The sequence below is a fragment of the Streptomyces sp. NPDC051217 genome (genome assembly GCF_044455465.1).
Classification (GTDB): domain Bacteria; phylum Actinomycetota; class Actinomycetes; order Streptomycetales; family Streptomycetaceae; genus Streptomyces.
This window is the reverse complement of sequence record NZ_JBITEV010000005.1, coordinates 408,031-428,505: the sequence shown is the minus strand read 5'-3', so window position 1 is coordinate 428,505 and position 20,475 is coordinate 408,031. Positions and strand designations below refer to the sequence as shown.

The following is a 20,475-nucleotide window of genomic DNA, read 5'->3' as shown; positions in this document are numbered from 1 at the left end:
GCGTGGCCGTGACGGACCAGGCGGTGGACGTGACCGGCGGCCCTGCCCGGTCGCGTACGGAACCCTCAACTTCGCCCGAAACGGCGGCACCTGACACCACGTCAGCCGGTCCGGCCGTCGCGCCCGACCGTCGCCCCGCCCCTGACGGGACGTCAGGTAGGCAGCCCGCGACCCGCGCACGGCATGTCCCGGACCGTACGCCGGCCGACGACGACCCGCCGACGCCGCCCACGCCCGAGGAGCCGCGCCCGCGCCGGGCCGATACGCGGGTGGACGCGTCAACTCCGGCAGGCGGTCCGGTCGCGGCGGAAGCCGGCGCGGCGGCTCCGGCCCGCGCCGCGAGGACGGTTTCCGGCCGCGCTCCCGCGACCGCGCCCGACGGCGCTCGTGCGGCGACCGCCGCCACCGTGCCGGACGCCGGGGCCGGCCGCACGGAGCCAGGTCCCGCCCCGCACCCCGGCGCCGAGCCCGAGCCCGGGACCGCCCTCGCCGCCCCCGGGTTCTTCGGGCGGCAGCGGGAGTTGAAGAGCCTGCACACCGACATCGAGCGGGCCGGGCTCAACACCATCGCCGGGCGGAAGGCCGCCCATACCCGGGTGCTGCTCATCGCCGGGCAGCGCGGGTCCGGGCGGACCGCGCTCGCGCGGGAGCTGGCGCGGCAGGTGGGGCGGCGCTATCCGGACGGGGTGCTGCACATCCGGCTCACCGAGCCGAGCGGCGAGCCCGTCCCCGCCGAGCGCACCGCACGCGACCTCCTCGGCGAGTTCGGCATCGACGTGCCGCCCGGCGCCGGTGAGGACGAACTGTCCGAGATGGTGCGCGACGCCCTGGCCGAACGCCGGGTCCTGCTGCTCCTCGACGACGCCCACGACGCCGAGCAGGTCGACCTCCTGCTCCCCGAGAACCCGGACTGCCTCGTCGTCGCCGTCGCGCGCGGCCCGCTCACCGGTATCCCGGACATCCGCCCGTGCACCATCGGCGGCCTGGACGCCAAGGCCGCGATCGAACTGCTCGGCACCTACACCGGATCCGTCCGGATCACCGTCGACCCGCAGGCCGCCGAGTCGCTCGCGGAGGAGTGCGGCGGCCAGCCCGCCGCGCTCGCCGTCGTCGGCGGCTGGCTCGCCGCCCGCCCCACGGTCTCCGTCGCCGACGCCGCCAAGCGGCTGCGCTCCGTCCCCTCGGATCCCGAACAGCCGCAGGGCGCCCGCGCGTTGGCGCGTGCCTTCCGGTTCGTGTACGAGGACCTGCCGCACCCCACCGCCGGGGTACTGCGGCTGCTCGCACTCGCCCCCGCCGGATTCGCCGACGCCCACACCGCGTCCGCGCTGGCCGGCTGTTCCGTCTCCGCCGCCAGGGCGGCGCTGGACGACCTCGCCGGGCTGAACCTGCTTCGGCCGGCGGGGGAGCAGTACGAGGTCCTCGGCTCCCTCGCCCCGTTCATGCGGGCGCTGATGGAGGCGAAGGAACGCCCCGCCGAGGTGCAGCTCGCCAGGGCCCGGATGCTGGAGCGGACCGTACGACTGCTCCAGTCCTGCCGAGCGGTCACCGAGCCGGACGGTTCGCAGGCGCGTAAGAAGCTCGCCGCGCTGCCCCGCGCCGTGCGCTTCCCGAACACCCGGGCCGCCGCCGACTGGCTGCGCTCCCGCAGGCCGGCCCTCCTGGCCTCCGCCCGGCTCGCCGTGGCCGACGGCGGGCTGGACACCCTCGCCCGCAGACTGGTCTCCGCGCTGGTCAGGGCGCTCGCCGCGCACCAGGGCACCGACGCGGCGGCCCCGGACCTGTACGGGCTGCACCAGCTCGTCCTCGGTGTCGCCGAGCGCCAGGGCCTGCACCGCGAGGAGGCCGCCGCGCTGCTCAACATCGGCGATCTGGACGCCCTGACGGGCCGTACGCACGACGCGCTGGCCCGGTACCGGTCGGCCCTGGACGCCGGAAGGGCCGCGAACGACCACTACGCCACTGGCCGCGCGATGGAATCCGTAGGCGGCGCCTACCAGGAACTCCAGGACTGGCACCGCGCCGCCGACTGGTACGGCCGCGCCCTCGCGCAGCGGCTCAGCCGCGGCGAGCGCGCCGACGAGGCGCGGCTGTACGGACGGCTCGGCGCCGTCCACGGCTGCGCGGGCCGCTACGGCGAGGCGCTGCGCCACTGGCGGGCCGCCGCGGCGGGCTTCCGCAGGCTCCAGGACCTCCCCGGCCAGGCCCGCGCGCTCAGCGAGGCGGCCAGGATCCAGGAGTACGCGGGCCGCCCGGAGGAGTCGCTGGGGACCTGCCAGGAGGCCGTGGAGTACGCCCGGCGGGCCGGCGACACCCGGCTCCAGGCCGCACTGGAGCTCCGGCTCGCGGACACGCTGGACCGCCTCGGCGACCCGACGGCGGCCCGATTGCACCGCAACGCCTCCGATCGTCTGCTCTCCACGGAGACCTCCGCCTACGAAATCCGCAGCACCTCGGCAGAAGGTTGATGCATTGCAAGGCTAGACAGCGAGAAGTCCTTCATTAGACTGGCTCTGTCGTAAGTCAGCGATGCCTTCCGATGCGCCCTCGGCGTATGGGTTTGTAGGGCATTGCCCGAGTAACCCCTGAGCCAAGGACCGTGATCATCGTGCTCGTCGGCATCCCCCGTGAGGTCAAGAACAACGAGTTCCGGGTGGCCATCACCCCCGCCGGAGTGCACGAGCTCGTGCGCCACGGCCATCAGGTCGTCATCGAGCGGGACGCCGGCGCCGGCTCCTCGATCACGGACGCGGAGTTCACCGCCGCCGGCGCCCGCATCCTGCCCACCGCCGACGACGTCTGGGCCACCGCCGACCTGGTGCTGAAGGTCAAGGAGCCCATCGCCGAGGAGTACCACCGCCTCCGCAAGGACCAGACCCTCTTCACGTACCTGCATCTCGCCGCCTCCCGCGAGTGCACGGACGCGCTGCTGAAGTCCCGCACCACCGCCATCGCGTACGAGACGGTCGAGACCGCGAACCGCCGCCTGCCGCTGCTCGCCCCGATGTCCGAGGTCGCGGGCCGGCTGGCCCCGCAGGTCGGCGCGTACCACCTGATGCGCTCGGTCGGCGGCCGTGGCGTGCTGCCCGGCGGCGTTCCCGGTACGGCTCCGGGCCGGGCCGTCGTGATCGGCGGCGGCGTCTCCGGCTGGAACGCGACCCAGATCGCGGTCGGCATGGGCTTCCATGTGACCCTGCTCGACCAGGACATCGACAAACTGCGCGAGGCCGACAAGATTTTCGGCACGAAGGTACAGACCATCGTCTCCAACGCGTACGAACTGGAGCGGGCGGTCGTCGGGGCCGACCTCGTCATCGGCGCCGTTCTCATCCCCGGAGCGAAGGCGCCCAAGTTGGTCACCAACGCGCTCGTGGCCAAGATGAAGCCCGGAAGTGTACTTGTCGACATTGCAATCGATCAGGGTGGCTGCTTCGAGGATTCGCACCCCACCACCCACGCCGAGCCGATCTTCCGGATCCACGACTCGGTGTTCTACTGCGTCGCCAACATGCCGGGCGCCGTCCCCAACACCTCCACCTACGCGCTGACGAATGCCACGCTTCCCTACATCGTGGCTCTCGCCGACCTCGGCTGGGCCGAGGCGCTGCGCCGCGACCCGGCGCTCGCCAAGGGCCTCAACACCCATGACGGGCAGGTCACTTACGGTTCCGTGGCCGAGGCCCACGGCCTTCCGTACGCCGAACTGGCAACGGTTCTGGGCTGACCCGTCAACGGCGCCCGTCAACCTCGCGCCCCCGGCCGGATCTTGCTCGGCGAGGTCCGGCCGACTGTGTGTCCGGCCACTTCCGAGCCCGCGCTCAACTCGCCTCGAACGTGACCCTTTAACCCTTTCGCACCCGTGTGAAACGTGCCGACGGAGCCCTGCGCGCCCTTGACACAAGGGTGTTCGGTTGCCGACACATCGGGCCGGGTCCGGCGGATTGTGTTGCTGCGGAGTGGTGACACGCCATAGAGTCGCCAACCGTCGGCATGGTGCCACGCTGACCTATCGATAAGTTTCCTGGTCACGTCCAAGGAGGTAAGACGACTTGTGAATGAGTCGACATTTACTCCCGGGGGTGGTCAACCAGGAATGCCTGCGATGGGCCACCGGAGCCCGTCGTCCGGGCTAGAGGCCGTCGGCTCCGTCGCTGTCCGCACCTTCACCACCCATCAGCACATGACGACAGCCCACCAGACGATGGACGGCCAACACGTGAACGCCATGGCCGGCAACGAGAGTGGCCGAGAGTCCACCCACTTCGCCGACTTCGACGAGGTGCCCGAGGGGCACTTCTACGACCCTGACGCCGAGTACGAGCCCGACCCCGAGTACGCGGCCACGCTCGCGCCCGACGCGGCAAGACAGCGCCGCGAGCGAATCGGCCCGACCGGGCGCCCCCTGCCGTACTTCCCGATCCCCGGCCCGGTCACCGACCACGGCCCCGCGAAGATCATCGCGATGTGCAACCAGAAGGGCGGCGTCGGCAAGACCACGTCGACCATCAACCTGGGCGCCGCGCTCGCGGAGTACGGCCGGCGCGTGCTGCTCGTGGACTTCGACCCGCAGGGCGCCCTGTCCGTCGGGCTCGGGGTCAATCCGATGGAGCTCGACCTCACGGTCTACAACCTGCTCATGGAGCGGGGCATGTCGGCCGACGAGGTCCTCCTGAAGACCGCGGTGCCCAACATGGACCTGCTCCCGAGCAACATCGACCTCTCGGCCGCGGAGGTGCAGCTGGTGAGCGAGGTCGCCAGGGAGTCCACGCTCCAGCGGGCGCTCAAGCCGCTCATGCAGGACTACGACTACATCGTGATCGACTGCCAGCCGTCGCTCGGTCTGCTGACCGTGAACGCGCTGACCGCCGCGCACAAGGTGATCGTCCCGCTGGAGTGCGAGTTCTTCGCCCTGCGCGGAGTGGCGCTGCTGACCGAGACCATCGAGAAGGTCCAGGAGCGGCTCAACCCGGAGCTGGAGCTCGACGGCATCCTCGCCACGATGTACGACTCCCGCACGGTCCACAGCCGCGAGGTCCTGGCGCGGGTCGTCGAGGCCTTCGACGATCACGTGTACCACACGGTGATCGGCCGGACCGTGCGCTTCCCGGAGACCACCGTCGCCGGTGAGCCCATCACCACCTACGCCTCCAACTCCGTCGGCGCCGCCGCCTACCGCCAGCTCGCCAGGGAGGTGCTCGCCCGGTGTCACGCCGAGTGAGTCTGCCCGGGGCCGACGAGCTGTTCCGTACGACCGGGGGCATGGCGCTCCAGGCTTCCTCACCGGGAGACCGGCGGCGTACCGCGAACGGTGAGCCGCGGGTCCCGGCACCCGCCCAGGAGAGCGACCCGGTCGCCGAACAGCCGGGGGCCGCACAGGCGGCAGCGCCGGCGCAGGAGCACTCGGCGACCGACGCGGACTCGTCGGCCACGTCCCGCAGCCGCACCCCCGAAAGGGAACAGCCGCAGCGCCGGCCCCAGGACAGCGGCGGGAGCGCGGGCGGCAACAGCGGTGGTACGGCCGCCGCCGGACAGCAGGGCGGCCAGCGCCGCCGAGGGGGCCGCGGCGCCAATCGCCGCCCCAGCGGACGCGAACGGCACGACGAGAAGATCACGGTCTACGTCTCCGCCGAGGAACTGATGGACCTGGAGCACGCGCGTCTGGTGCTGCGCGGCGAGCACGGTCTCGCCGTGGACCGGGGGCGGATCGTCCGCGAGGCGGTCGCCGTGGTTCTGGCCGACCTGGAGTCGCGCGGCGACGCGAGCATTCTCGTACGGCGCCTGCGCGGGCGCTGAAGGTAGCCTCGGCGGACCGAGACCCGCCCTCCCGCCTCCAGGACCGCCATGCCACCGAGCGACGAACCCACAGCCCGCTCGCCCCGCCGCGCGCTGGGCCGCGGGCCGGGGGCGGGCGGTGCGGCGGCTGAGCCGCCGACGGTGTCCGAGCCGGTCGTGGAATCGGCCGCGCCGGTGGTCGTGGAGCCCGCGGCGGCTGAGCCGGTGCCCGAGCCGGAGGCCGTACACGTACCAGCGCCCGCGCCCGCCGCCGAGCGGGAACCCGCGCCCGCCGCCGAGCCGGAGCAGGAACCCGCGCCCGTACCGGAGCCGGAGCAGGAACCCGCGCCCGTACCGGAGCCGGATCCTCCGTCTGTGCCCGAACTCGCACCTGACCCGGACACCGAGCCCGAGCCGGAAGCCGCCCCGGCGGCCGACGGTGAACCCGAGCCCGACGACGGGCGGTTCACCGTTCGGCTCGCGAACTTCGAGGGGCCGTTCGATCTGCTCCTCCAGCTGATCTCGAAGCACAAGATGGACGTCACCGAGGTCGCGCTCTCGAAGGTCACCGACGAGTTCATGGTGCACATACACGCCATGGGCCCCGACTGGGACCTCGACCAGACCACCGAGTTCCTGGTCGTCGCGGCGACGCTCCTCGACCTCAAGGCGGCACGCCTCCTGCCGTCCGCCGACGTGGAGGACGAGGGCGACCTGGCGCTGCTGGAGGCCAGGGACCTGCTCTTCGCCCGGCTGCTCCAGTACCGCGCGTACAAGCAGATCGCCGAGATCTTCAGCACCCGGCTCGACTCCGAGTCGCGGCGCTACCCCCGTACCGTCGGCCTGGAACCGCACCACGCCGCGCTGCTCCCCGAGGTCGTCATCAGCATCGGCGCCGAGGGATTCGCCCGGCTCGCGGTCAAGGCGATGCAGCCCAAGCCCAAGCCGCAGGTGTACATCGACCACATCCACGCGCCGCTCGTCTCCGTCCAGGAGCAGGCGGGGATCGTCGTGGCGATGCTGCGGGCGGCCGGCGAGGTGAGTTTCCTGACACTCGCCGAGGACGCCCCGGACACGCTCACCGTCGTGGCGCGCTTCCTCGCGTTGCTGGAGCTCTACCGGGAGAAGGCCGTGGCTCTCGACCAGGACGAGGCCCTGGGCTCCCTCATGGTGCGCTGGACGGGCGGGGACGACGACCTGCCGCGGGTGACGGACGAGTTCGACCGTCCCCCCGACCCCGTGACGGACACGAAGGACACGAAGCAGACGAACGACGCGACGGACACGAGCGAGGAGATGGTGTGAGCGAGCAACGGACGGTGGCCGACCTCGATCTCAAGCCCGCCCTGGAGGCGGTCCTCATGGTCGTCGACGAGCCCGCGACCGAGGATCACCTGGCCAAGGTCCTGGACCGGCCGCGCAGGGCGGTGGCGGACGCACTGCGCGAGCTGGCCGACGAGTACACCGTCCAGGGGCGCGGATTCGAGCTGCGCCTCGTCGCGGGCGGCTGGCGTTTCTACTCGCGGGCCGAGTACGCGGAGGCCGTCGAGGGCTTCGTACTCGACGGGCAGCAGGCCCGCCTCACCCAGGCCGCGCTGGAGACCCTGGCGGTCGTGGCGTACCGCCAGCCGGTCAGCCGGTCCCGGGTCTCGGCGGTACGCGGAGTGAACTGTGACGGGGTCATGCGGACCCTCCTCCAGCGCGGTCTGGTCGAGGAGGCGGGAGCGGAACCCGAAACAGGTGCGATCCTGTACAGGACGACGAACTATTTCCTGGAGCGGATGGGCCTGCGCGGTCTGGACGAGCTTCCGGAACTCGCGCCCTTCCTTCCGGAGGCGGACGCGATCGAGGCCGACACCCTGGAAGGCGTTCCGTCGTTCGATCCGGACGCACCGTACGCCCCGGACACTCACGCAGACGACAAGACGGACATTTGATGCGAAGCAACGGCAGGAACAGCGGAAGCGGCAGCGGCAACCGGAGCGGTGGCGGCGGCCGGGGAGCCGCGGGCGGCAAACCTCAGTCGAGGGCCGGCGGCGGTCGCGGCGGCAACGGGGGGAGCGCCGGGAGCCGGGGGAGCGGCGGCGGCGCCGGCTCGCGCGGCGACAAGCAGCCGAAGCGTGAGGGTACGCCGCGTCCCGAGGAGCGCCGTTACGACGTGGGGCGCGGCGGTCCCGGCGGTGGCCAGGGTGGCGGTCAGGGCGGCTCCGGCGGCCCGTCGGGCGGCGGCAGCCGTGGCGCGGCGGCCCGCGGCGGCGCCAAGGGCGGTCCCAAGACCCCGAGCATCGCGGCCAAGCGCCGGGCCCAGGGCAAGCCCGCGCGCCCGCGCGAGCTGGACGCCAAGATCGAGCAGCGCAACCGTGACCGGTACGCCGACAAGCCGGAGATCAGGACCCCGAGGACCAACCCCGACGCCGAGCAGGAGGGCGAGAGGCTGCAGAAGATCCTCGCGCGGGCCGGCATGGGTTCGCGGCGGGCCTGCGAGGAGCTGATCGAGCAGGCGCGCGTCGAGGTCAACGGTGAGATCGTCATGGAGCAGGGCATGCGGGTCGACCCGCACCGGGACGAGATCAAGGTCGACGGGCTGACCGTCGCCACCCAGTCGCATCTCTTCTTCGCGCTGAACAAGCCCGCCGGTGTCGTCTCCACGATGGGCGACCCGGACGGCAGGCAGAACCTCGGCGACTACGTCACCAACCGCGAGACCCGGCTGTTCCACGTGGGCCGGCTGGACACCGAGACCGAGGGCATCATCCTGCTCACCAACCACGGTGAGCTGGCCCACCGCCTCACGCATCCCCGGTACGGCGTGAAGAAGACGTATCTCGCCGCCGTCCAGGGCCCGTTGCCGCGTGATCTGGGCAAGCGGCTCAAGGACGGCATCCAGTTGGAGGACGGCTACGCCCGCGCCGACCACTTCCGTGTCGTGGAGAACACCGGGAAGAACTATCTGGTCGAGGTGGTCCTCCACGAGGGCCGCAAGCACATCGTGCGCCGCATGCTCTCCGAGGCGGGCTTCCCCGTCGACCGTCTGGTCCGGACGGCGTTCGGGCCGATCCCGCTGGGTGACCAGAAGTCCGGCTGGCTGCGTCGCCTCACCAACACGGAGGTCGGCATGCTGATGCAGGAAGTCGGCCTGTAGGCAGGCCCGTTCGACCGGAACCGCAGCAGCCGGGAAAAGCCCGTGGCCTCAGGCCGCGGGCTTTTTCGGTTGCGGGGCGCGCCGGTTCGCCTTTATAGTCACTGTGACTATTAAGGAGGCGGGCGTGAGCCTCGCGGATTTCCTCGACCCGTTGCAGCAGCCGCTGGTGACCGTTCTCGACACCCCGGTGAGCTGGACCGAGGTGCTCGGCTTCGGCAGCGGAGCGCTCTGCGTCTGGCTCGTCGCCCGCCAGCACATCGCCAACTGGCCGATCGGCATCGCCAACAACCTGTTCTTCATCCTGCTGTTCACCCAGGCGGGCCTGTACGCCGATGCCGGGCTACAGGTCGTCTTCATCGCCCTCGCCACGTACGGCTGGTGGACCTGGACCCACGGGGGTGGACCAGGTTCACCGACTCTCCCGGTGCGGCGCACGACGCGCACCGAGTGGGGCTGGCTGCTCGTGGCGGGGGCGGTGGGCACTCTCGGACTGACGCTGCTGCTCGACCACCAGACCTCCTCGACGGTCCCCTTCTGGGACGCCGTCACCACCGCGCTGTCGCTGATGGCGACGTACGGGCAGTGCCGTAAGCGGCTGGAGTCCTGGTGGCTGTGGATCGCGGCCGACGTCGTCTACATCCCGCTCTACGCGCACAAGGACCTCTACCTGACATCGATCCTGTACGTGGGCTTCCTGACCCTGTGCCTCATCGGGCTGCGCAACTGGTCGCGCGACCTGACCGGCCGGCCCGCCGCGCCGCAGGAGGTCACCGTATGAGCGGGAGCCACCAACACGGCCTGGTCCTCGGCAAGTTCTACCCACCGCACGCCGGCCACCACCACCTCGTACGGACCGCGCGGGAGCGCTGCGAACGGCTCACGGTCCTCGTCTGCGCCGCCTCCGTCGAGTCGGTGCCGCTCGCCGACCGCGTCGCCTGGATGCGCGAGATCCACCCCGACGTCCGGGTCGTGGGTGCCGTCGACGACACCCCCATGGATCTGCGTGACCCCGCCGTCTGGGACGCGCACATGGCGGTCTTCCGGGCCGCCGTCCCCGAGCCCGTGGACGCCGTCTTCACCTCGGAGTCGTACGGGGACGAGCTCGCCCGCCGCTTCGGCGCCGAGTCCGTCACCCTGGACCCGGACCGCACGCTCCACCCGGTGTCGGGGACGGCCGTCCGCAAGGACCCGGTCGGCTGCTGGGACTTCCTCGCCCCACCCGTCCGGGCGGCGCTCACCCGCCGCGTCGTGGTGCTCGGCGCCGAGTCCACCGGCACCACGACCCTCGCGCTGGCGATGGCCGAGCACTACCGGGCGCGCGGCGGCGTGTGGAGCCGTACGCGCTACGTTCCCGAGTACGGGCGGGAGTTCAGCGAGCGGAAGCTCGCCTCCCTGCGCGAGCGCCGGCCGGGCGCGCAGTGGGAGGACGTCGAATTCACCACCGGGGACTTCCCGTTGATCGCCCGACGGCAGAACGAGCGGGAGGAGGCCGCGGCCCGTACCGGCTCGCCCGTCCTCGTCTGCGACACCGACTCCTTCGCCACCACCGTCTGGCACGAGCGGTACGTGGGCGGCCGCAACCCGCTCGTCGAGGAGGTCGCCGACCGGGTGCCGCACCATCTGTGGCTGCTCACCGGCCACGAGGGCGTCGCCTTCGAGGACGACGGACTGCGGGACGGCGAGGAGCTGCGGCCCTGGATGACCGGCCGCTTCAGGGCCGAACTGGCCCGCACGGGGCGGACGTTCGTCGCGCTCGAAGGGCCGCGCGAGAAGCGGCTCGCCGAGGCGGTGGCCGCCGTGGACGCACTCCTGGGCCAGGGTTGGTACTTCGCCGCACCCCTGCCGGAGAACAGATGACACCCCCTCAGCCACCTCAGCAGCCGTCCGGACAGCCCCGTGTGCCCGAGAACTACGACCCCGCCGACTTCGTGCCGTTCGCCGTCACCGTCGACCTCGCCGTCTTCACGGTCCGCGAGAGCCGTCTGCACGTCCTGCTGGTCGAACGCGGCGAAGAGCCGTATCTGGGCCACTGGGCGCTGCCCGGCGGCTTCGTACGGCCCCGTGAGTCCGCCGGGCAGGCGGCCAGGCGGGAACTCGCCGAGGAGACCGGCCTGTCGCCGGACACCGTGGCCGGACTGCGGCCCGAGCAGCTGCGTACGTACAGCGCCCCGGACCGGGACCCCCGGATGCGTGTCGTCTCCGTCGCGTACACCGCGCTCGTGCCCGATCTCCCCGAGCCCCGGGGCGGCGGCGACGCCGCCCAGGCCCGCTGGACGCCCTACGACGAACTCGGCCGGCTCGCCTTCGACCACGGCCGGATCCTCGCCGACGGCCGGCGCCGTATCGGCGCCAAGCTCGAATACACCTGCCTCGCCACGGCGTTCTGCCCGCCCGAGTTCACCCTCGGGGAGCTTCAGCAGGTGTACGAGACGGTCTGGGGCGTGGTGCTGGACCGGCCCAACTTCCGCCGTAAGGTGCTGACTTCACCCGGCTTCGTCGAACCGGTCGAAGGCCCGCCGCGCCGCACCGGCGGCCGGGGCAAACCCGCCGCCCTCTACCGCGCCGGCGCGGCCACCGCACTCCACCCGCCGCTGCTTCGACCGGAAGGACGGACCACCTCATGACCGCCACGGTCACGGGCCACAAGAGAGCCGCCACCGGCGCCATGACCGGGCTCGCGCTCGGCGACGCCCTCGGCTTTCCCACCGAGTTCAACGACGTGCCGTCGATCCTCGCCAAGTTCGGTCCGTGGCGGGAGATCCCCCTGCTGAAGCCGGCGATCGTCAGCGACGACACCCAGATGACACTCGCGCTCGGGCGCGGTCTGCGCACCGCCATGGACCGGGGCACGCTCGGACCGCCGCGTCTCGCCCGGCCGGTACGCGAGGAGTTCGTGGACTGGTTCCACGACCCGCGGAACAACCGGGCCCCCGGCAGGACCTGTATGACGGCCTGTCAGCTGCTCGACAGCGACCGACCCTGGCAGCAGGCGAGCCGGATCGGCTCCAAGGGCTGCGGCGCCAACATGCGGGTCGCACCCATCGGGCTCGCTCCCGGCCTCAGCGCCGAACAGCGCTCGGGCGCCGCCCAGTTGCAGTCCGGCCTCACCCACGGCCACCCGACAGCCCTGGCCGCCTCCGACCTCACGGCCCACGTGGTGTACCTGCTGGCCCGGGGGACCGAGCCGATGGGCCTGGTGGGCCTACTGCGCTCGTACGCGTACGAGAACCGGTCCCGCTACCACCACAGCTGGCTCGGCGACCTCTGGACCCACAGCCAGGACCCGACCCCCGAACACTTCGTCGAGCGGGGCTGGGACGACTGCCTGGCCGTGCTCGAACGGCTCCAGCAGGCCCTGCGCACACCGTCCCCCGAGACCGACCCGTGCCTGGCGACCGGCGACGGCTGGATCGCCGAGGAGGCGTTCGCCACCGGACTGCTCTGCTTCCTGCTCTTCCCCGACGAGCCGGTCACGGCGCTGCGCCGGGCGGCCTGCACCAAGGGCGACTCGGACTCGATCGCCTGCCTGACGGGCGCGTTCGCGGGCGCGCACCTCGGGGCGGCCGCCTGGCCCAAGGAGTGGGCGGACCGGATCGAGTACCGCGAGGAGCTGCTGGAACTCGGGGCACTCTGGGACGCTTGATCCATGCGTATGGATGACGAACACGTGGCCGACGACGGCCCTCCCGGCCACTGCCTCGACGAACCAGCCGCCGAGCGCGCCCGGCGCCTGCACCGCGCCGGGCTGCCGGTGACCGACCTCGGCCCGGTCCTCGCCGAGGAGTCGGATCCGCTGCTGTTCGCCACCGTCTCCGGCGCCCACCTCTACGGATTCCCCTCCACGGACTCCGACGTCGACCTGCGCGGCGCCCACCTGCTGCCGGTGGCCGAACTCATCGGACTGCACGAGCCCGACGAGACCCGCTCGCGCATGTGGGACCGCGACGGCGTGGAGATGGACCTGGTCAGCCATGACCTGCGGAAGTTCGTCCGGATGATGATGCGGCGCAACGGCTACGTACTGGAACAGCTCCACTCGCCGCTGATCGTCCACTCGACCGAGGCGCACCGCGAACTGCTGTCGCTCGCGCCCGGCGTGCTCACCGGCCACCACGCCCACCACTACCGCGGATTCGCCGCGACCCAGTGGCGGCTCTTCGAGAAGACCGGCGAACTCAAGCCGCTGCTCTACACGTTCAGGGCGCTGCTCACCGGCGTCCATCTGATGCGCAGCGGCGAGGTGCAGGCCCATCTGCCCACACTGCTCGCCGAGGTGAGCGCGCCCGACTATCTGCCCGAGCTGATCGAGGCGAAGGCCGAGGCCGAACACGGCGCGGCGACGGGCCTCGCCCCGACCCGTCTGCAGAGCGACGTGGACGCCCTCCACGAGGTCCTGGCGGAGGCGAGGGCCGAGACGCGGCTCCCCGACTCCCCGGCCGGATACGAGGCCCTCCACGACCTCGTGGTGCGCACCCGGCTGGACAGCCCTTAGACACCGAGCGCCGAGGCCCGTCGCGCGCGGATCACGAAGTCCTCCACCCGTGCGCGGTCGGGCCCGGCCGGCAGCGGGGAGCCGGCGAGCGCGGCGTCCGCCTCCTCGCCGAGGCGGTTCATCCGCCGCTCCACCTCGGCCCACGAGACCTCACCGTGCTTGACCGCGAGCAGCGGCTCACGCTGCTCACCGGCGTCGATGTCCAGCCGCCCCGTGCGCAGCAGATCGCGACAGGAGCCGAGCAGCCGCAGCAGATGCATGGCGTGCTTCCAGCGGGGCGCGCCGTGCTGCCGGACGTCCGCCTCCAGCTTCTTGCGCTGGCCGATCGCGTAGCGCACGAAGGTCTCGTGCGCCTGCCGGGAGAGGAACGCCTCGCGCAGGGCGAGGAGCTCACGGCCGGTGTCGTCGACGTGCTCGACCAGCGGCGAGTGCAGACATTCGAGCACGTTGGGATTGCTGCGCAGCGCGAGCAGACAGAAACGCTCCAGCTCCCACGAGAACTGCTCCTCGGCCGGCCCGTCCACATGCGTCGGAGGCTTCTCGAAGCGCCAGAAGAGCGGCGTCGGCGCCAGGAACACACCCCGGCGGTCGGTGTCACTGCCCTCGGTCGCCAGACCGAAGGCGCGGGAGCCCATGACGCACGCGTAGACGGTGTGCTCGCGCACCAGGTCCTCGGGGTTCATACGCACGGAGATTACGGGGGCCGCACCCCCGGGCCCGCTGCCGGGCCCGGGGCCCCGGCCGTCTCGCGGGGCGGTCGCGCCCGGCCGTACCCCCGTACATCTGTCTAACCTGGACGGAGCACACGATCACTGAGCGGGACGAGGAGCACGACGTGCCGGTACGAGCTGTCCGAGGGGCCGTCCAGCTGGAGCGGGACGAGCCGGGACACATGGACGAACAGGTCGCCCAGCTGCTCTCCACCATCCTGGAGCGCAACAGCCTCGGGGCGGACGACCTGATCAGCATCTGGTTCACGGCCACCCCCGATCTGCACAGCGACTTCCCGGCCGCCGCCGCGCGCGGACTCGGCATCGTCGACGTCCCGCTGATCTGCGCCCAGGAGCTGGACGTCGAGGGCGCCATGCCGCGCGTGGTCCGCATCCTCGCCCACATCGAGTCCGACCTCCCCCGATCCGAGATCGCGCACGTCTACCTCGGCGCCGCGGCAGCCCTCCGCAAGGACATCGCCCAGTGAGAACCGCCCTCGTCATCGGAACCGGCCTCATCGGCACCTCGGCCGCCCTGACCCTCGCCGGACGCGGCGTCGCCGTCCACCTCGTGGACCACGACCCGGCCAGGGCGCGTACGGCCGCGTCGCTCGGCGCCGGCACCGAGGAGCCGCCGGCCGGCCCCGTCGACCTCGCGATCGTCGCCGTGCCGCCCGCGCACACCGCCGACACGCTCGCCGCCGCGATGCGCGCCGGGCGTGCGCGCGGCTATCTGGACGTCGCCAGCGTCAAGGGCGGCCCCCGGCGCGAGCTGGAGGCGCTGGGCCTGGACCTGGCCGCGTACATCGGTACGCACCCCATGGCCGGCAAGGAGAGCTCCGGGCCGCTCGCCGCCACCGCCGACCTCTTCGAGGGCCGTCCCTGGGTGCTGACCCCCACCCCCGGCACCGACACCGAGGTGCTGAACCTCGCGCTCGAACTGGTCGCGCTCTGCCGCGCCGTACCGGTCGTGATGGACGCCGACGCCCACGACCGGGCCGTCGCGCTCGTCTCCCACACCCCCCAGCTGATCTCCTCGATGGTCGCCGCCCGCCTGGAGGACGCCGACGAGGCGGCCGTACGGCTCTGCGGCCAGGGCATCCGAGACGTCACCCGGATCGCGGCCTCCGACCCCCGGATGTGGGTCGAGATCCTCACCGCGAACCCGGGGCCGGTCGCCGACGTCCTCGCGGGCGTGGCCGCCGACCTCGACGAGACGGTGGAGGCGCTGCGGGCGCTCCAGTCCGCCGACGAGGCCAAGCGGCGCGGCGGCACCGAGGGCATCGAGGACGTGCTGCGGCGCGGCAACGCGGGCCGGGTGCGGGTCCCGGGCAAGCACGGCGCGGCCCCGGCGGCGTACGAGACGGTGGCCGTCCTGATCAGCGACCGGCCCGGCGAGCTGGCCCGTATCTTCGCGGACGCCGGGAGCGCGGGGGTCAACGTCGAGGACGTCCGGATCGAACACGCGACCGGGCAGGAGGCGGGTCTGGTCCAGCTGATGGTGGACCCCGCGGCGGCCCCCGTACTGACCGCGTCGCTGCGCGAGCGCGGCTGGTCGATCCGCCGCTGACGGCGGGCCCCCGCGCACGCGCGCCGGACGGGTGCGCGGACGGGTGCGAGGGCGGGCTTTCGCGGGGGTGTAAGGGAGGGCCCCAGCACTCGGTAACCTTGTGCGGGGGCGTACTGACGTCTGGGCGTTGGGAAACGACCCCCGGAACGTTCCGAGAATCATCCGCGAGCCACTTCGCGTACGACTCCGCGCCCCGTGAACCAGGAAGGTGTCCGCCCCCGTGGAAACCGCTGCAACCGACGCCAGGACCGCCCCGGCCGCCGTGATCGTCGCCATCGACGGGCCCGCGGGCACCGGCAAGTCGAGCACGTCCCGGTCCGTGGCCACCCAGCTCGGACTGAGCTACTTGGACACGGGTGCGCAGTACCGGGCGATCACCTGGTGGATGATCAGCAACGGAATCGACGTCCAGGACCCCTCGGCCGTCGCCACGGCGGCCGGCAAGCCGGTCATCGTGTCCGGCACCGACGCGGCGAACCCGACGATCACTGTCGACGGCGTGGACGCCTCGGGACCCATCCGTACGCAGGAGGTCACGGCCAAGGTCAGCGCGGTCAGCGCCGTCCCCGAGGTACGGGCGGTCATCACCGGACTTCAGCGCTCCATCGCCGCGGCCGCCGGGAACGGCATCGTCGTGGAGGGGCGTGACATCGGCACGACCGTGTTGCCCGACGCCGACCTCAAGGTCTTCCTCACCGCCTCGCCCGAGGCGCGCGCCGCGCGCCGCACCGGCGAACTCAAGGGCAAGGAGGCCACGGACCTCGCGGCCACCAGGGAAGCGCTGATCAAGCGGGACGCGATCGACTCCACACGTAAGGCGTCGCCGCTGGCCAAGGCGTACGACGCGGTCGAGGTGGACACCACCGACCTCACGCTCCAGCAGGTCATCGAGTGCGTCGTCACCCTCGTCGAGGAGAAGCGGGCGGCTCGGTGAGCGGACCCTCCCGGCCGGAGCCGTCCCGCTCGGTCGCGCCCTCCCCGAAGGGCGCGGCGGTCGGCCGCCGTATCGGCATCGGGCTGATGTACGGCCTGTGGAAGCCACGGGTGCTCGGCGCCTGGCGGGTCCCCGCGACCGGCCCGGTGATCCTGGCCGTCAACCACTCGCACAACATCGACGGGCCGATGCTCATGGGCACCGCGCCCAGGCCCGTGCACTTCCTGGTCAAGAAAGAAGCTTTCATCGGTCCGCTCGACCCGTTCCTGCTGTCCATCGGACAGCTGAAGGTGGACCGTACGACCACCGACCGCGCCGCCGTCACCGACGCCCTCGGGGTGCTCCGGGGCGGCGGGGTTCTGGGGATCTTCCCCGAGGGCAGCAGGGGAGAGGGCGACTTCGCCTCCCTGCGGTCCGGACTCGCGTACTTCGCCGTACGCACCGGGGCACCGATCGTCCCGGTCGCGGTGCTCGGGAGCACCGACCGCCGCGGGCGGTTGGTATCCGCGCTGCCACCACTGCGCAGCCGTATCGACGTCGTCTTCGGGGACGCGTTCGAGGCCGGTGACGGGAGTGGCCGGCGCACGCGGCAGGCGATGGACAACGCCACGCTGCGGATCCAGAAGCGGCTGACCGCCCATCTGGACCACGCCAGGCGCCTCACCGGGCGCCGGGCAGGACTTGAGTAGTGCACCGCGCCCGCGCGGTGCACCGATCACGATGAACGAGGTACGGACTTCATGAACGACCACATTCACTCCGGCGACTCCGGCGACGAGCACGGAGAGCTTGGCGACGCCGAGTACTCGGAGTTCATGGAGCTCGCCGCGCACGAAGGGTTCGACCCCGAGGAGATCGAGGGCGCGATCGACGAGGCCGGTCACGGCCCGCTGCCCGTCCTCGCGGTCGTCGGCCGCCCCAATGTCGGCAAGTCGACCCTGGTGAACCGCATCATCGGCCGCCGCGAGGCCGTCGTCCAGGACAAGCCCGGCGTCACGCGCGACCGCGTCAGCTACGAGGCCGAGTGGTCCGGGCGCCGCTTCAAGGTCGTCGACACCGGCGGCTGGGAGCAGGACGTCCTCGGACTCGACGCCTCCGTCGCCGCCCAGGCCGAGTTCGCGATCGAGACCGCCGACGCCGTGGTCTTCGTCGTGGACTCCACGGTCGGCGCCACCGACACCGACGAGGCCGTCGTCAAGCTGCTGCGCCGCGCGGGCAAGCCCGTCGTGCTCTGCGCCAACAAGGTCGACGGCCAGAGCGGCGAGGCCGACGCGACGGCGCTCTGGTCGCTGGGTCTCGGCGAGCCGCACCCCGTGTCCTCACTGCACGGCCGGGGTACGGGCGACATGCTCGACGCCGTCCTGGAAGCGCTGCCCGAAGCCCCGGAGCAGACCTTCGGCACCACCGTCGGCGGCCCGCGCCGCATCGCGCTGATCGGCCGCCCGAACGTCGGCAAGTCCTCGCTCCTGAACAAGGTCGCGGGCGAGGAGCGTGTCGTCGTCAACGAGATCGCCGGCACCACCCGCGACCCGGTCGACGAGCTGATCGAACTCGGCGGCAAGGTCTGGAAGTTCGTGGACACGGCGGGCATCAGGCGCCGCGTCCACCTCCAGGAGGGCGCCGACTACTACGCCTCGCTCCGCACCGCGGCCGCCGTCGAGAAGGCCGAGGTCGCCGTCGTACTGATCGACACGAGCGAGTCCATCAGCGTCCAGGACCAGCGCATCATCACGATGGCCGTCGACGCCGGCCGCGCCCTCGTCGTCGCCTACAACAAGTGGGACACCCTCGACGAGGAGCGCCGCTACTACCTGGAGCGCGAGATCGAGACCGAGCTGGCGCAGATCGCGTGGGCGCCGCGCGTCAACGTCTCGGCGCACACCGGGCGGCACATGGAGCGGCTGGTCCCCGCGATCGAGACGGCGATCCGGGGCTGGGAGACACGTGTGCCGACCGGCAGGCTCAACGCCTTCCTCGGCGAACTCGTCGCCGGGCATCCGCACCCGATCCGCGGCGGCAAGCAGCCGCGGATCCTGTTCGGTACGCAGGCGGGCACCCGGCCGCCCCGGTTCGTGCTCTTCGCGTCCGGCTTCATCGAGGCGGGTTACCGGCGCTTCGTGGAGCGCAGGCTCCGTGAGGAGTTCGGTTTCGAGGGCACGCCGATCCACATCTCGGTACGGGTGCGGGAGAAGCGCGGCCGTAAGAAGTGACGCGCGGTCGCGATGCGAGAAGAAGCCGGTGGGTCGGCGCGGACGACATCCGCGCCGGCCCACCGGCTTCTGCGTACCGCTACGACCGGGTCAGGGCCCGGCCGGTCACATGCCCCGGCGGGGCGCCGGTGGCAGGGCCATCTGCGGGCGGCCTCCCGGGTACTGCCGTCCGCTCTGCCAGGTGAACGGGGCCTGCTGGCCCGAGGAGGACCCGTGCATCCCCGTGCCGAAGGCGGTGAAGCCCAGGCCCTCCTCACCGCTCCGGTCGCCCGGCAGTGTCCTGAACGACCGCAGATACTCGGAGTACAGGGCGTCGTAGATCGGCGTGGCCGAGTATCCGGACGAGTACCCGGCCGGAGGGTCCTGGGCCGGGCGCATCGCGGGGACCTGGGGCTGGTACTGCTGGTGGGAACGGTCGTATGAGTGCACGTAGGTGCCAACGAACCCGCCGTCCGTCGGATGCGGCCTGACCGGCGAAAATGCTGGTCGGGAGGGCTGGGCGGAGGAGCCGTCGGGGGTGTGGGCCGGGCCCTCGGCACGCTCCCGCTCCTCGCCGCGGTGCTGCCCCTCGTGGCGCTCCCCGGCCCGGTGGTCCCCGGCCCGGTGGTCCCCGGCCCGGTACTCCTCCGAAGGGGCTGGTCCGTCGTCCGTCACGTGCCGGCCAGCGGCATCGCCGCCGCCACCAGGCGGCCGTTGGCCGCCGCCTTGTCCAGCGCGTCACGCAGCAGGTCCTCCCGCGGCTGCTGCCCGATCGAGCCGACCGGCGCGGCGAAGACGAGGACGGTACGCGACTTGTTGGCGGCGGCCCGCCAGTCGCCGGTGACCTGGAGCGGCTGGTGGGCCTGCCACCAGGCGACCGGGGTGCCACCGCCCGTACCGGGCTGGAGGACCGCGTGCAGCTGGCCCATGGCGAGCAGCACCGACCAGCCGGACAGTGCGCCCGGAGCCCGGCTCAGATCGCCGACCGGCTGGAAGCCCTGCTCCACCAGGAGCGGCAGGAACTCGTCCTCCTCGCCGGCCGAGCCGGGCCGGGCGATGGGTCCGGTCGGTTCGACGACCAGGGCGGGGTGCAGCTGGTTGTCGATCAGGACCAGACCGCTGGTGACACCGAGGACGGCCTGGTCGCCGCCGGTGCCCGGCGCCGCCGCCTGGGGTTCGCCGCCGGTGATGCTGCGGACGGCGCCCTGGAGCTGGTCCTCGGCCACCTTGACGACCTGGGAGGGGATGCAGGTGGCGTGGGCGAAGGCGAGGACAGCGGTCTCCTCGCCGATGAACAGCACCGTGCTGGTGCGTTCGGTTTCGGAGTCGCCCGGGGTACGGCAGGAAGTGCAGTCGTAGCTGCCCGGGGAGTTCTCGCCGACGAGCAGGCGATCGGCTTCTTCGTCGCCGATCTCGGCGCGTACGTCTGCGCTGACGTCGAGCATGCGCGGCACGGGTGGCTCCTCGAACTCGGTGCGTGGGCCGGGCTGTTCCCGGCTCGTAAAGAGACAACGGGTGAGCTGTCGCCGGGGTCACGCGCGAAGCCGGGCGAATCGAACCACCAGCCAGGCTCGCACGTACGGGTGAAGCTTCCGGCCGCCCCCGCCCTGCCGCGCGGGAGCCGCCGCCGTGCTGCGCCACGGTGCGACGACGCCGCCGCACCCGG

20 protein-coding genes are annotated in these 20,475 nt (G+C 72.2%); 17 read left to right on the top strand and 3 right to left on the bottom strand.

What is annotated here, in order from left to right; all coding sequences use genetic code 11:
• Positions 1-407 precede the first annotated feature (407 nt).
• From ACIBBB_RS15455 to ACIBBB_RS15400, 12 genes are all read left to right on the top strand, one after another.
• The gene (locus ACIBBB_RS15455) at positions 408-2,468 is read left to right on the top strand and encodes a tetratricopeptide repeat protein (protein WP_398982084.1); all 2,061 of its coding nucleotides are present in this window, start codon (positions 408-410) and stop codon (positions 2,466-2,468) included.
• 140 nt (positions 2,469-2,608) lie between these two features.
• A complete protein-coding gene (ald, locus tag ACIBBB_RS15450; protein ID WP_398982082.1) occupies positions 2,609-3,724 on the top strand; it encodes an alanine dehydrogenase in 1,116 nt (371 codons plus the stop codon).
• Between the two features lie 369 nt (positions 3,725-4,093).
• Entirely contained in the window at positions 4,094-5,218 is a 1,125-nt protein-coding gene (locus ACIBBB_RS15445) for a ParA family protein (RefSeq protein WP_398982014.1), read from the top strand.
• Entirely contained in the window at positions 5,215-5,793 is a 579-nt protein-coding gene (locus tag ACIBBB_RS15440; protein ID WP_398982012.1) for a hypothetical protein, read from the top strand. The genes ACIBBB_RS15445 and ACIBBB_RS15440 overlap by 4 nt, the downstream gene beginning before the upstream one ends.
• Positions 5,794-5,841: 48 nt before the next feature.
• A complete protein-coding gene (locus ACIBBB_RS15435) occupies positions 5,842-7,077 on the top strand; it encodes a segregation and condensation protein A (RefSeq protein WP_398982010.1) in 1,236 nt (411 codons plus the stop codon).
• A 56-nt stretch (positions 7,078-7,133) separates the two neighbouring features.
• Positions 7,134-7,709 (top strand): SMC-Scp complex subunit ScpB, encoded by a 576-nt coding sequence (scpB, locus tag ACIBBB_RS15430; protein WP_398982080.1) that lies wholly within the window; start codon positions 7,134-7,136, stop codon positions 7,707-7,709.
• The gene (locus ACIBBB_RS15425) at positions 7,709-8,914 is read left to right on the top strand and encodes a pseudouridine synthase (RefSeq protein WP_398982008.1); all 1,206 of its coding nucleotides are present in this window, start codon (positions 7,709-7,711) and stop codon (positions 8,912-8,914) included. The genes scpB and ACIBBB_RS15425 overlap by 1 nt, the downstream gene beginning before the upstream one ends.
• A gap of 124 nt (positions 8,915-9,038) precedes the next feature.
• On the top strand, positions 9,039-9,692 hold the full coding sequence (pnuC, locus tag ACIBBB_RS15420) for a nicotinamide riboside transporter PnuC (protein WP_398982006.1): 654 nt from the start codon (positions 9,039-9,041) through the stop codon (positions 9,690-9,692).
• A complete protein-coding gene (locus ACIBBB_RS15415) occupies positions 9,689-10,771 on the top strand; it encodes an AAA family ATPase (protein ID WP_398982004.1) in 1,083 nt (360 codons plus the stop codon). Before pnuC ends, ACIBBB_RS15415 begins: the two co-directional genes overlap by 4 nt.
• Positions 10,768-11,538: an NUDIX hydrolase gene (locus ACIBBB_RS15410; protein ID WP_398982002.1), complete on the top strand. Its 771-nt coding sequence runs from the start codon at positions 10,768-10,770 to the stop codon at positions 11,536-11,538. The genes ACIBBB_RS15415 and ACIBBB_RS15410 overlap by 4 nt, the downstream gene beginning before the upstream one ends.
• Entirely contained in the window at positions 11,535-12,557 is a 1,023-nt protein-coding gene (locus ACIBBB_RS15405; RefSeq protein WP_398982000.1) for an ADP-ribosylglycohydrolase family protein, read from the top strand. Before ACIBBB_RS15410 ends, ACIBBB_RS15405 begins: the two co-directional genes overlap by 4 nt.
• A gap of 3 nt (positions 12,558-12,560) precedes the next feature.
• The gene (locus ACIBBB_RS15400) at positions 12,561-13,406 is read left to right on the top strand and encodes a DNA polymerase beta superfamily protein (RefSeq protein WP_398981998.1); all 846 of its coding nucleotides are present in this window, start codon (positions 12,561-12,563) and stop codon (positions 13,404-13,406) included.
• Here the strand turns inward: ACIBBB_RS15400 and ACIBBB_RS15395 are convergent.
• Positions 13,403-14,089 (bottom strand): DNA polymerase beta superfamily protein, encoded by a 687-nt coding sequence (locus ACIBBB_RS15395; protein WP_398981996.1) that lies wholly within the window; start codon positions 14,087-14,089, stop codon positions 13,403-13,405. The two genes, ACIBBB_RS15400 and ACIBBB_RS15395, sit on opposite strands and share 4 nt — an antisense overlap.
• 152 nt (positions 14,090-14,241) lie before the next feature.
• Between ACIBBB_RS15395 and aroH the strand changes: the two genes are divergently transcribed.
• The 5 genes from aroH to der all read left to right on the top strand — a co-directional run bounded on the left by aroH (position 14,242) and on the right by der (position 18,830).
• A complete protein-coding gene (aroH, locus tag ACIBBB_RS15390) occupies positions 14,242-14,604 on the top strand; it encodes a chorismate mutase (protein ID WP_398981994.1) in 363 nt (120 codons plus the stop codon).
• Complete coding sequence (locus ACIBBB_RS15385) at positions 14,601-15,686, top strand: prephenate dehydrogenase (protein ID WP_398981992.1); 1,086 nt, start codon at positions 14,601-14,603, stop codon at positions 15,684-15,686. Before aroH ends, ACIBBB_RS15385 begins: the two co-directional genes overlap by 4 nt.
• Positions 15,687-15,894: 208 nt before the next feature.
• A complete protein-coding gene (gene cmk, locus ACIBBB_RS15380; protein WP_398981990.1) occupies positions 15,895-16,620 on the top strand; it encodes a (d)CMP kinase in 726 nt (241 codons plus the stop codon).
• Positions 16,617-17,309, top strand: a complete 693-nt coding sequence (locus tag ACIBBB_RS15375) for a lysophospholipid acyltransferase family protein (protein ID WP_398981988.1) — start codon at positions 16,617-16,619, stop codon at positions 17,307-17,309. The genes cmk and ACIBBB_RS15375 overlap by 4 nt, the downstream gene beginning before the upstream one ends.
• A 51-nt stretch (positions 17,310-17,360) precedes the next feature.
• The gene (der, locus tag ACIBBB_RS15370; protein ID WP_398981986.1) at positions 17,361-18,830 is read left to right on the top strand and encodes a ribosome biogenesis GTPase Der; all 1,470 of its coding nucleotides are present in this window, start codon (positions 17,361-17,363) and stop codon (positions 18,828-18,830) included.
• A 105-nt stretch (positions 18,831-18,935) separates the two neighbouring features.
• On the opposite strand, the gene ACIBBB_RS15365 is transcribed toward der, so the two are convergent.
• Both ACIBBB_RS15365 and ACIBBB_RS15360 read right to left on the bottom strand, forming a co-directional pair.
• Complete coding sequence (locus ACIBBB_RS15365; RefSeq protein ID WP_398981984.1) at positions 18,936-19,259, bottom strand: hypothetical protein; 324 nt, start codon at positions 19,257-19,259, stop codon at positions 18,936-18,938.
• Positions 19,260-19,480: 221 nt separating this feature from the next.
• Complete coding sequence (locus ACIBBB_RS15360; protein ID WP_398981982.1) at positions 19,481-20,263, bottom strand: hypothetical protein; 783 nt, start codon at positions 20,261-20,263, stop codon at positions 19,481-19,483.
• Positions 20,264-20,475 lie beyond the last annotated feature (212 nt).